Source organism: Saccharopolyspora sp. NPDC050389, from assembly GCF_040655595.1.
GTDB lineage: Bacteria > Actinomycetota > Actinomycetes > Mycobacteriales > Pseudonocardiaceae > Saccharopolyspora.
In genome coordinates, this window is the sequence record NZ_JBFAKG010000020.1 from 61,804 (window position 1) to 72,164 (window position 10,361).

At 70.1% G+C, this 10,361-nt stretch carries 11 protein-coding genes; 4 read left to right on the forward strand and 7 right to left on the reverse strand.

Going from position 1 to position 10,361, the window contains the following annotated elements:
• The 3 genes from AB0I53_RS15725 to dusB form a co-directional block, all read right to left on the reverse strand.
• The coding region (locus AB0I53_RS15725; RefSeq protein WP_358602452.1) for a GGDEF domain-containing protein at positions 1-927 on the reverse strand (927 nt) is incomplete at its 3' end.
• Between the two features lie 296 nt (positions 928-1,223).
• Positions 1,224-1,622, reverse strand: coding sequence for a hypothetical protein (locus tag AB0I53_RS15730; protein WP_358602455.1), 399 nt, complete (start codon positions 1,620-1,622; stop codon positions 1,224-1,226).
• 78 nt (positions 1,623-1,700) lie between these two features.
• Positions 1,701-2,849 carry a tRNA dihydrouridine synthase DusB gene (gene dusB, locus AB0I53_RS15735; protein ID WP_358602458.1) on the reverse strand — a complete coding sequence of 383 codons (1,149 nt, stop codon included), beginning with the start codon at positions 2,847-2,849 and terminating at the stop codon, positions 1,701-1,703.
• Between the two features lie 122 nt (positions 2,850-2,971).
• On the opposite strand from dusB, the gene AB0I53_RS15740 reads away from it, so the two are divergent.
• From AB0I53_RS15740 to AB0I53_RS15750, 3 genes are all read left to right on the forward strand, one after another.
• A complete protein-coding gene (locus tag AB0I53_RS15740) occupies positions 2,972-3,865 on the forward strand; it encodes a hypothetical protein (protein ID WP_358602461.1) in 894 nt (297 codons plus the stop codon).
• A 100-nt stretch (positions 3,866-3,965) separates the two neighbouring features.
• Positions 3,966-4,280 (forward strand): hypothetical protein, encoded by a 315-nt coding sequence (locus tag AB0I53_RS15745; RefSeq protein ID WP_358602464.1) that lies wholly within the window; start codon positions 3,966-3,968, stop codon positions 4,278-4,280.
• Between the two features lie 8 nt (positions 4,281-4,288).
• Positions 4,289-5,311: a polymorphic toxin type 44 domain-containing protein gene (locus AB0I53_RS15750; protein WP_358602467.1), complete on the forward strand. Its 1,023-nt coding sequence runs from the start codon at positions 4,289-4,291 to the stop codon at positions 5,309-5,311.
• Positions 5,312-5,386: 75 nt separating this feature from the next.
• On the opposite strand, the gene AB0I53_RS15755 is transcribed toward AB0I53_RS15750, so the two are convergent.
• The 3 genes from AB0I53_RS15755 to AB0I53_RS15765 form a co-directional block, all read right to left on the reverse strand.
• Positions 5,387-6,073 (reverse strand): hypothetical protein, encoded by a 687-nt coding sequence (locus AB0I53_RS15755; protein ID WP_358602470.1) that lies wholly within the window; start codon positions 6,071-6,073, stop codon positions 5,387-5,389.
• On the reverse strand, positions 6,070-6,678 hold the full coding sequence (locus AB0I53_RS15760) for a TetR/AcrR family transcriptional regulator (RefSeq protein WP_358602472.1): 609 nt from the start codon (positions 6,676-6,678) through the stop codon (positions 6,070-6,072). Before AB0I53_RS15760 ends, AB0I53_RS15755 begins: the two co-directional genes overlap by 4 nt.
• Positions 6,679-6,778: 100 nt before the next feature.
• Positions 6,779-7,408 carry a superoxide dismutase family protein gene (locus AB0I53_RS15765; RefSeq protein WP_358602475.1) on the reverse strand — a complete coding sequence of 210 codons (630 nt, stop codon included), beginning with the start codon at positions 7,406-7,408 and terminating at the stop codon, positions 6,779-6,781.
• A 228-nt stretch (positions 7,409-7,636) separates the two neighbouring features.
• Between AB0I53_RS15765 and AB0I53_RS15770 the strand changes: the two genes are divergently transcribed.
• Positions 7,637-8,560 (forward strand): DMT family transporter, encoded by a 924-nt coding sequence (locus AB0I53_RS15770; RefSeq protein ID WP_358602478.1) that lies wholly within the window; start codon positions 7,637-7,639, stop codon positions 8,558-8,560.
• Between the two features lie 406 nt (positions 8,561-8,966).
• Here AB0I53_RS15770 and AB0I53_RS15775 read toward each other — a convergent pair whose 3' ends face one another.
• A complete protein-coding gene (locus tag AB0I53_RS15775) occupies positions 8,967-10,112 on the reverse strand; it encodes a S8 family serine peptidase (RefSeq protein WP_358602481.1) in 1,146 nt (381 codons plus the stop codon).
• Positions 10,113-10,361: the final 249 nt, after the last annotated feature.

The window sequence follows — 10,361 nt, forward strand, 5'->3', positions numbered from 1 at the left end:
CGGGGGGGTGGGGGCGCAGCCGCCCTGGTGGGGGGGGGGGCGGCCCCCCCCCCCCCCCCGGCGCCCCCCCCCGCCCGCCCCCCCCCCCCCCCCCCCGGCCGCAATTCCGGCCAATCGGACTTCTGCCCCCGTCCGGTACGCGACCGCGTTGCGCCCCGACTGCTTCGCGGCGTAGAGCAGCGCGTCCGCGCTGAGCAACTGCTGTTCGGCCGACACCGGCGCGGAATCGGCCGCGGTGTGCTCGTGTGCGACGCCGACGCTGACCGTCACCCGCAGCCCCGGCGCCATCTGCGCCCACGGGAACCGCTCCACCCGGGAGCGGGCCGTCTCGCACACCGCCACTGCCGCCGCCGGCTCGATGTTCGGCAGCACCAGGACGAACTCCTCGCCGCCGTAGCGGGCGCAGAACGCGCCGGTCGGCAGCACCTCCTGCAGAAGGTCGACGACGCGTTGCAGCACCCGGTCGCCGAGCAGGTGCCCGTAGGTGTCGTTGACCTGCTTGAACCAGTCCAGGTCGACCAGTGCCACGGCCAGCCCGTCGTCGGTGCCGACGTGGTCGTCCAGCAGGTCGGCCAGCCGTTCGTCGAGGTAGCGGCGGTTGTAGCTGGCCGTCAGGCTGTCCCGCAGGCTCTGCTCGCGGGCCTCGGCGTGCTCGCGGCGCAGCCGGTTGACCTCGTGCCGCAGCTGCTCCGGCACCCGCGGCGCATCCGCAGTGGACTTCAGGTCCAGCGCCGACCGCAGGTGGTGGTACGCCTGCCGCCACTGGCCGCGCGACGCCAGCAGGTTCGCGATCGATTCGTGCAGCTCCGCCATCCCGGTCCCGTTGGCCAGGTCCTGGCGGGTGCGCCGGCCGGGAGGCAGCGCGGTGGGCGGGTCGTCGTCACGCAGTGGCTCCGGCCCGGCGAAACCGTTGCGCAGTCCGGTCATCGCACTCACCTCCCGTCCGTGGTGTCGTCGGGTGGGACGGATCGCTTGAGCTGGTCTGACTCGCGCACCGCCCTAATTCGCTCAACCGGCTGACCCTGGCCTGGTCCGAATTGGCGAGCGCCGCGCGAATCTGCAGCTGCTTAGGATGTGTACCGGGCGGAGGGGTGTGTGTGGAAGCAAAACGGAACGGACCCACCCGCACGGACGAGCAGACCAGTGTGTGTTTCTCGTCACCACATTGCAACTTCATCGGTTTCGCCCGTCCTTCGCGTTACAGCGCTTGAGTGCGCAACCATTTACCCGTTTGGACAAGGCGCGAATCCGTGCATTCGACCGTCCAGCAGCACGAGGTGTTGCGAACCGATCTGGTGGCCGGTGGTGCTGCCCGCTGTCCTGGTGGTCACCTCGACGCCGACGACCCAGATCTCGCCGCGCGGCCGGACGCCGTCCGGGGCGAAACCCGGATCGGGCCGCAGCGTCGACAATGCCGGGTCGAGTTCGACCGTGATCGTTCCGAGATCGCAGTTCTGGTCCTGGAAATCGGCATGTTGCGTGCGCCGGAAGAACTCCTGTTGCGCCTGGGGTCCTTGCGCGGCGGCGGTGTTGTTGTCCGCGAAGTACTGCTTGGACAGTCGCAGCGATTCGGATTCGGTTGGCTGCCGGGCACATCCGGCCGCGAAAAGCACCGCCGACACGCCGACGAGGAAAATCGATCGGTGGCGAATTCGGCGCGCCGCAACGGAATCGGGGGTCGTGGTGCGTTGCGCGGCCACTCAGCCGCCGCTGCTGTCGATCTCCGCGCCGACCGGCACGGTGGCGTCCTCCGGGTCGTCCAGCCAGCCCTCCGGGAGCACGACCTTGCCCGCCGAGCCCTGGCGGCCGCGCGGGCCCTCGCCGTCGGCCGGGAACGGCATGTCCGGGTCGAGCTGCGCGAGCAGGTCGTCGAGCTGGGCGAGGCTGGACACCAGGCCGAACTGGTGGCGCAGGTCGGAGCCGACCGGGAAGCCGCGCAGGTACTGCGCCATGTGCTTGCGCAGGTCGCGCAGGCCCTTCTCCTCGCCCATGTGGTCGGCCAGCAGCTCGGCGTGCCGCCGGAGCACTCCGGTGACCTCGCCCAGCGCCGGGCCGGGCGGGATCGGCTGCCCGGCGAACGCGGCCTGCAGGTCGCGGAACAGCCACGGGCGGCCGAGGCAGCCGCGGCCGACCACCACGCCGTCGCAGCCCGTCTCGGCCATCATCCGGAGCGCGTCGTCGGCGCTGAAGATGTCGCCGTTGCCCAGCACCGGGATGGTCTTGACGTGCTCCTTGAGCCGGGCGATGGCGGTCCAGTCGGCGGTGCCGGAGTAGCGCTGGGCCGCGGTGCGGCCGTGCAGCGCGACGGCCGCGGCGCCGTTCTCCTCGGCGAGGCGGCCCGCGTCGAGGTACGTGATGTGGTCGTCGTCGATGCCGATGCGGAACTTCACCGTCACCGGGATGCCCGCCGGTTCGGCGGCGCGGACCGCGGCCGAGACGATCTCGGCGAACAGCCGCCGCTTGTACGGCAGGGCGGAGCCGCCACCCTTGCGGGTGACCTTCGGCACCGGGCAGCCGAAGTTCATGTCGACGTGGTCGGCGAGGTTCTCGTCGACGATCATCTGCACGGCCTTGCCCATGGTCACCGGGTCGACGCCGTAGAGCTGCATGGAGCGGGGGTGCTCGTCCGCGTCGAAGGTGATCATTTCGAGGGTCTTCGGGTGCCGTTCGACCAGCGCGCGGCTGGTGATCATCTCGCACACGTACAGCCCGGCGCCGTACTCCCGGCAGAGCCGCCGGAAGGCGACGTTGGTGATGCCGGCCATCGGCGCGAGCACCACCGGCGGATCGACCTCGTAGGGGCCGATCTTCAAGGCGGGCTTGGACAAGGTGGCGGTCACGCTCCCCATTGTCGCTGACGCCCGAAACGACCTTCAGCCCCCGCGACCTCGATGGTCGCGCCGGGGGCGGAAGGCGCTCCGAACCTGCCGCACTGGTGGTGTTTTCGCACGAAAAAGGCCATCTTGTCCGTATGATCGCTTATCGCGGCTCAGGGCCGTACTGCTACTCGCACAGCCTCGTCATGATGATCGGTGCGGATGCGCCGGACGTCGGTGTCGTGGAGACGGCGACCGGGAGCCCGTTCGGCGTGCAGCTGGTCGGCGGGTCGCAGCCGTTCTTCGATCCGCCCGGCTGGAACCCCGAGATCGGCGTGGACGACGCCATGGCAGCCCTCGGTTGGGCCGCGGAGTCCACCAGCGGAGGTGACGTCGATGCCGCGCTGGATCGTCTCTCGGCGAGCCTGGCGAACGGTCCGGTCATGGTCGGCCCCGTCGAGATGGGACATCTGCGGTACCAGCCGGGCATGACCGGGCCCGTCGGCGCGGACCACTACCTCGTGGCACTCGGCATCGACGACGAGCACGTGCTGCTGCACGACCCGCAGGGGTACCCGTACGCACGCCTGCCGGTGAGCGACTTCGTCGCGGCGTGGCGAGGCGACACCATCGATTACGGCGAGCCGTTCACCTTGCGCGCGAACTTCCATCGGACCGCGCAGGTCGATCCGGATGACGCCATCCGCGCATCACTCGACCGCGCGGCCCACTGGTTGCGCGCCGAACCGGGCAGCGGCACCGCCGCGCTCGCCCTGGCGGAGCTGTTCGAATCCGGCTGCGAGGACGATATGCGCGAACTGCTCGTCGACTTCGTGATCCGCGTTGGCGCGCGGCGGCTGGCTGACGCCGCGACGTGCTTGCACCGGGTCGGTCGCACCGGGGCGGCGGTCGTCATCACCGAGCAGGCGCGGCTGGTCGGTGCGCTCCAGCACCCGCTGGTCACCGGCGACGACCGCGCAGCTGCTGCGGTCCTGCGCGAGCTCGCCCCGACCTACGACGTGCTGCGCCGCCACCTGGACGCGGGATAGTGCGCGGTCGGCAGTTCGCCGCCCGGCGCGGCGGTGCGGGCGCTGGCCGGAAGCGGTCAGCCTGCCGCGGCGGGGCTTCCGGCGGTTCACGCTTTCAAACATGGCGGATCCCAACTGCATCCACATGAAGCCAGAGGACTTCGAGCACCTGTCCCGGGTCCTCACCGCGGTCGGCGAGGACATGCAGACCGGGTGGAGCCGGCACCGGGCGGCGATCGAGTCGAGCGAGTCGCGCATCGGCCGCGATCCGCTGGGGAGTGCGTTCCGGCGCGAATACGGCCCAGCCCGGGAATCCGTTCTCGCCCTGGCCGATCCGTTGCCGGGGCGGTGGCTGACGCAGGGGAAGAACGGCACGGACGCGGTGGCGCTCTACTTCCTCGCCCAGCAGGACGCCACCGGCTGTTTTCCTCGATAGGAGGGATCGTGTTCATCCCGGAACCGGCCGATCCGAACGGACTCTGGAATGCCGTGAAATCGACGGATGCCGAGTTCTGGTGGTGGCCCGAAACCGACCAGGACCGCATGCGCGACCTGGCCGGATCCTGGCGCGACGCCTCGCTGGCGTTCACCACGCTCCCTGTCCATTCCGGAGAATTCGGCGAAGCGTGGCCGGACTCGGCGGGGCAGGTGTTCGCCACGCACGTCGGCCACATCGTTGCCGCGACCGGTGTGGTGCGGCTGAGTTGCGTGCAGCAGAGCAATCACGCCACCTTGTTCGCGAACATCGTCGAGGACACCAAGAACAAGATCAGCCACCTCATCTGGAGCAACAGCGAAGCGTACGGAGCGCTTCCGAAGATGCGGGAGAGGCTCGGCTCGTTCGCCGCGGACGTGGCCATCAAGGTCCGGCAGATCATGGCGGACGCCACCCAGGCCGTCGAGTACCTCGATTCCGGTGTGACCAGTCAGCGCAAACCCGGGGACGCGTTCGGGGAGTTCGGCGACATCGTGGAGTACATGACCGACGAGATGGTCAACAACTCCAAGGATTCCAGGGTGCTCGACCTGCAGGAGAAGAACCGGTCCGGCGGAGTCCTCAGCGGTCTGGAGAAGGCCGGGGCCTACGTGGATTGGGGCAACCTCGTCAAGCCGGGTGGGGAGTGGGACCACAAGTCGAAGATCCTGGGCATGACGGTCGAGGACAACACGTACACGCCCATTCCCGGGGTGCCCGGCGAGATCCGGTACGACACGTGGTCGAACATCCACTACGGCTACGTCGGGCTGGAGGCGGGGTTCAGCGAGGACGAGCTGCACGCCGGCGCGAACGTCGCCGACTACGGCACGCAGGACCGGACCGACCCGACGGACCAGGCCGCCGTGCAGTTCGGCATCGACCTGCACGAGAAGTACGGGCCGGACGCGCTCACGCCCGAAATCGTGCAGCAGGAGATCGTCGCGAACTACGACGACCTGGTCCGGTCCGGCGTGATCCGTCCGATGTGACCGCGGCGGAGCCTGCCGCCATGCGGGCCGGCGACAGGCTGGCGCGCGGTCATCTGTGCCCGAAACACTCCCCACTCAGCGGGCCCGGCGGTATTGCTGGGCGCCGTCGCGGTCGCGGAGCACCACGCCCACCGCCTGGAGCTGGTCGGCCAGGTCCGCCGCCGCGCCCGCCTGCTTGTCGGTCAGCGCCCGGGCGCGGGCGCGCAGCAGCCCGTTGGCGTGCTCGTCGAGATCCGGGTGCCCGTCCGTCCAGCGCTGGAACTCCTGCTCGTGGGGATCGCTCATGCCCGCCCACGGGTAGCCGAAGCGTTCGAGGGTGGCGCGCACGTTGGTCTTGGAGAGGTCGGAGGCCTTGTGGCGGGCGATCTGCTTCGTCCGCGCGTCGAGGAGCACCAGTTCCTTTCCGTCCAGGAACACCGAGGCGATCGCGTCGCGCGGGATGTGGCGGTCGGCTCCGTCCTGTCGCAGGCCGACGCACGCGGCGTTGACCGTCAGCACCAGGCTTTCCTTCTGCGCCATGCTCGCCAGCCAGGCGCCGATCAGGAGGCCGACGAGGGTGAGGACGGGCACCGCCCAAACGGTCGGCAGGGCGGCGGCCAGCCGCAGCGGGCCCGGCGCATCGCCCACGGCGTCGACGATCCACTCCACGACCGGTTTGACGAGGAATCCCAGGCCGAAGCCCGCGGCGCCGCAGCCGATTCCGAGCAGCCACAGCACGGCGTTGGACATGCGGAGGGTCACGGAGGTTTCGGTGGTGGTCATGCGGGTTCTCCAGCGGGTTCGCACGGGTGGGAGAGCAACTTCGCGACGATCCGGCGCAGCATCGGCCGCGGGTCGCGGTCGGGGTCGGCGTTGACGAAGGCGCCGTCGATGACGACCTCGATCGCCTCCGCCGTCTCATCCGGATCCAGCGCCGGGTCGATGGCTCCGGTGCGGATGCCGCGCTCGACGAGTTCCGCGAACCCCGCGCGCAGGATCGCCGTGTTCTGGCCGATGACCTGCGCCAACTCGGGGTCCTTGCCGGCCTGCCGCAGGATCTCGACGAGGAGGCCGGGCGCGATCGGATCCATCGCCTCGACCGCCAGCTCGTCCACCATCGTCAGGATCGACGCCACCGGGTCCTCGCCCGCGGTGCACCGCCGCACCAGCTCGCGGGACGCGGGCAGGTCCTGTTCGAACACCGAGCGGAACACGGCGCGCTTGTCGGCGAAGTAGTAGAAGACGCTCCCCGAGCTGACGCCCGCAGCCTTCGCGATCTCCGCTGCGGACGTGTTCTCGAAGCCCCGCTCCGCGAACAACGTCGCGGCCGCCTGCGTGATCGCCTTGCGTCGCGCTGCGGAGCGTTCCGGGTCGACTGTTCGAGCCATGCCACCAGACTAGCAAATTAACTGAGTGCTCAGTTAAAGAATTGGGCCGAGAGAAGGGCGCCTCCGAGTCTCGGGTCGGAGGCGCCCAGCGCTTGGTGCGTCAGAACGTGGCGTTGGTGCAGGCCAGGCGGCCGCCCGCCGTGCCGGCCTTGCCGGGCTCCGTGTGGGTGTGCATCTCGTGGATCACGAAGGACTTCGCGTCCTGCCGGTTGTCGAACGACCAGTTGCCCTCCGCGGTGGCCGTGCCGTTGCCCTGGGCGTCGGTGTGGAAGTCCAGCCACACCTCGTTCTGCGGGTTCGCGTAGGCCGGGTCGACCGACGGCTTCACCGGGTCGGCCTTCTCCTGGAAGTGCGGGCCCGCGTCTTCGCCGGTGGGGCCGCACGGCTTGGTGTGCACGTGGGCGCCGTAGTCGCGGTTCGGCTGCAGGCCCTCGACGTCGACGGTGATCTTGGTCTGGCCGTTGGTGCGCTCCGAGGACAGGTTGACGTGCGAACCGGCCGGGACCTGCTCGGGGTTGTAGGTGATCGCGGTGGCACCTTCCTTGTAGGGCTCGAAGGTCGCCGACGTCTGCTTGGCAGCCTGGTGTTCGCCGTGCTCCTGGGACGCGGGCTGCTCGGGGCTCTGCCCGGGCGCCGGCGGGGCCTGTCCGCCACCACATCCGGCGAGCAGCACGGCCGCCGTGCACAGGCCGAAGATCGAACCGGTCAGTCGAGTGCTCTGGTGAAGCATGAGGTTTCCGTCCTTTGTCGTTACTGTCTGAATCGACGCCGATTCTGCCCGTGATCGCCGACGCGCCGAAACCGGCGTCCAGCGGTGGCCCGAAACGAGCGTATGGGTGCCGGCGGTCCATGTCCTGTCGTGCGAACAGGGGTACGAAATCCGCGGATCGTGGCCGCTTCGCGTCCCAGATGGCGAGCGGCCGGCGGCGCGGGCGGCGCAAGATCATAGATTGTGGGCATGGGGTTATCGCGGGGTGCGGATCGGACCTGGCTGGTGGCGTTGGCCACCGCGATGTGGGGCACGGATGCCCTGTGGCGGCAGCCGCTCGCGACGAGCCTGCCGTCGGCGAGCGTGGTGTTCTGGGAGCACGTGATCATCGTGGCGCTGCTGGCGCCGTTCCTGCCGCGCGCGTGGCGGGCGCTGCGGGCCTGCGGCTGGCGGGAACGCGTCGCGATCGTCGTCGTCGGGGTCGGCTCGTCCGCGCTCGCGACAGCGTTGTTCACCGCCGCGTTCAAGTTCGGTGATCCGGTGACGCCGCTGGTCCTGCAGAAGCTGCAACCGATCTTCGCGGCCGTCGCCTCGTTCGCCCTGCTGCGCGAGAAGTTGCGCGGGCGCTACTTCGCCTTCGCGATCCCGGCCTTGATCGGGGCTTGGCTGCTGGCGTTCAAGAACCCGCTGCACATCGAGGTTTCGCAGGTGGTGCCCGCGCTGCTGGCGCTGGGCGCCGCGGTGCTGTGGGCGGCCGGGACGGTGCTGGGGCGGTTCGTCAGCCGCAGCGTTCCCGCGCGGGACGTCACGACCTTGCGGTTCGCCATCGGGCTGCCGGCGACGGCGGTGATCCTGCTGTTCAGCGGGTCGCCGGTGGCAGTGGGCTGGCACAACGCGTTCGGGCTGGTGCTGTTGGCGCTGATTCCCGGGTTGCTCGCGCTTTGGCTCTACTACATCGGTTTGAGCACCACGCCCGCGGCGCGGGCGACGCTGGCCGAGCTGTCGTTCCCGGCGACGGCGGCGATCATCGGCGTCTTCGTGCTGGGCGCGGAGTTGAGCGCGACCCAGTGGATCGGGTTCGTGATCGTGGTGGCGATGGTGGCCGCGCTCGGCTGGCACGAGCGGGTCAGCAGCACGAAGCTCGTCATCGCCCCGGAACCGACGCGCGTCTGACCGCTTCGGTGGCCAGGCTGTGAGTGCTGTCTGGAGCTTCGGCCCCAGGAGCAACGTTCCTGCAGGTACGGGGCCGTGAGTCTTTTGGGTCGCTATAGAGCCTGTTTCCAAACTCGTCCTGCGTAGCGGTGCGGGTGGCGGAACCTCAGAGGTCTTCTCGGCTGTGGGATCCCCGACACACGTATGTCCAATACGTCGCGTCGGGGCTGTCCTCGCGAGAAGACCTCTGAGAACCCGCGGCGGTGCCGGTTGCGTGGGTGGGCTAAGCGGCTGCGCCGCTTCAAAGACAAAACGCCCGCGTTACCACATCCGCACGTCACCACATCCAAAACAGCCTCTACAGCAGCCCAAAAGACTCACGGCCCCGTGAAACCGTTGCTCCTGGGCGGCTGACCGCACAGGAGGCTCAGGAGGCTGGGCGCCAGCCGCGCTTTCGGCCTCGCGGGATGATCACCGCCGCGATCGTCACGATTGCGATCACGACAGCAGCTGCCGTTGCCACCACTGCCGCCGTCACCTCTGGGGTCGGATCGGCCGGCGGTGGCATGTGGACGGCTGCCGGGATGGCGGGCGGCTTTCCTTCTGCGGCGGGGAATTCCGCCGTCAGCGCCGCCTCCGGATCGATGACTCCGCTGCCGAGCAGCGGGTCCGGGGCGCCGCCGGGCGGCGGGTAGGCCGTGTCGCGAAGCCGGCGCACCACCTCTTGCTGGGACAGCGCCGGGCGGTACGACAGGACGAGGGCCGCGGTGCCGGAGACCTGCGCGGCCGCCACCGCGTCGCCGCCCGAGATGAACAGGCCGTTGCCGCGCGGGCCGATGCCCGTCATCGCCGAGCCCGGCGCGGCGAGGTCGACCTTGATCTGCGGCGCCGAGGTGCGGGCCGGGGCGCCGTTCGGGGCGATCGACGAGACCGCGAGCACCTCGGGATAAGCGCCCGGGAACGACGGGACCGCCTTGTCCGGGTCGCCGGTCGAAGCGGGCGCGATGACGACGGCTCCGGCCGCCGTGGCGTCCCGGACCGCGGCGGCGAGCGCGTCGCTGCCCTCGGCGACCGAGGCCGAGACCTGGATGATCCGGGCGCCGCCCGCGACGGCCGAGCGGATGTTGTTGGCCACGCCGTCGGCCGTGGCGTTGCCCGCCTGGTCGGTGGCGCGGACGGCCAGGACGTGCGCGCCGGGTGCGATGCCGGTGAATCCGCCGCCCTGGCGCGGTGCGGCGGCGATCAGGCCCGCGACGAAGGTGCCGTGGCCGACGCAGTCCTCTCCGGCGTTGGCGACCCGACCGGCCAGGGCCGGTGACGTCGCGTCCACGCCGGTGTCGACGACCGCGACCGTCACGCCCGCGCCGTTCGCGTGCTGCCAGGCGCGGTCGGGGCGGAGCATCGCCTGCGCCCACGGGATGTCGTTGGTGTCCACTGTGGATGCCGTGCGGCAGCCCTGGGAGTTCGACAGGACCTGGGTGATCGGTGGCAGCTCCGGCGCGGCGCTCGCCGCCGGCGCGGAAAGCACCGATATCACCCCGAGAACGGCCGCCCACTTGGCACAAGTTCGCACGCCCCGAAGCTAGGCCCTGGTGCCCACCGGCAACACGTCCCGAAAAGGGGATCGCCCCGCCGGAGCGAACGGACCGTTCGTCTCGTTTGGCGGAGTGAACAGGCCGTTCGCTTCAGGTTGTCGATGGGTGGGAGGTGGGGTGAACGGACCGTTCGTCCCGATAGACGGAGTGAACAGGCCGTTCGCTTCAGCTCGCTGACCGACGGGGTCTGGGCTGAGGGCACGAGAACCTTCCGGTGACGGCACTTC